Annotated in this window: 1 pseudogene; it reads left to right on the top strand. The window is 75.3% G+C overall.

Features of this window, described 5'->3' with window-relative positions:
- Positions 1-259 (top strand): annotated as a pseudogene (locus G3I65_RS35545) (exopolysaccharide biosynthesis protein); the annotation flags it as partial.

Here is a 259-nt window from a genome sequence, read left to right on the forward strand (position 1 = left end):
GCCGCATCGGCGTCGGCACGGTCGCCCCCGGCACGGCGTGGACCGACCTGGAACACCTCGGCGAGGAGACCGTGCTGGTCGTCAAGGCCGGGCACGCCAACACGCTCTGGCTGCACACCGTCGCGCGGCAGCTCGCCGACCAGCGCATCCCGATCATCGGCGTGGTGCTGGTCGACCCGGACCCGCGGGACAAGTCCGACGGCACGCTGTGGGACGGCCTGCACACGGCGTTGCGCGGCCGCGCCGGCCACGCGCCCGC

Origin of the sequence: Amycolatopsis sp. SID8362 (assembly GCF_010550475.1) — a bacterium.
Lineage (GTDB): Bacteria > Actinomycetota > Actinomycetes > Mycobacteriales > Pseudonocardiaceae > Amycolatopsis > Amycolatopsis eburnea.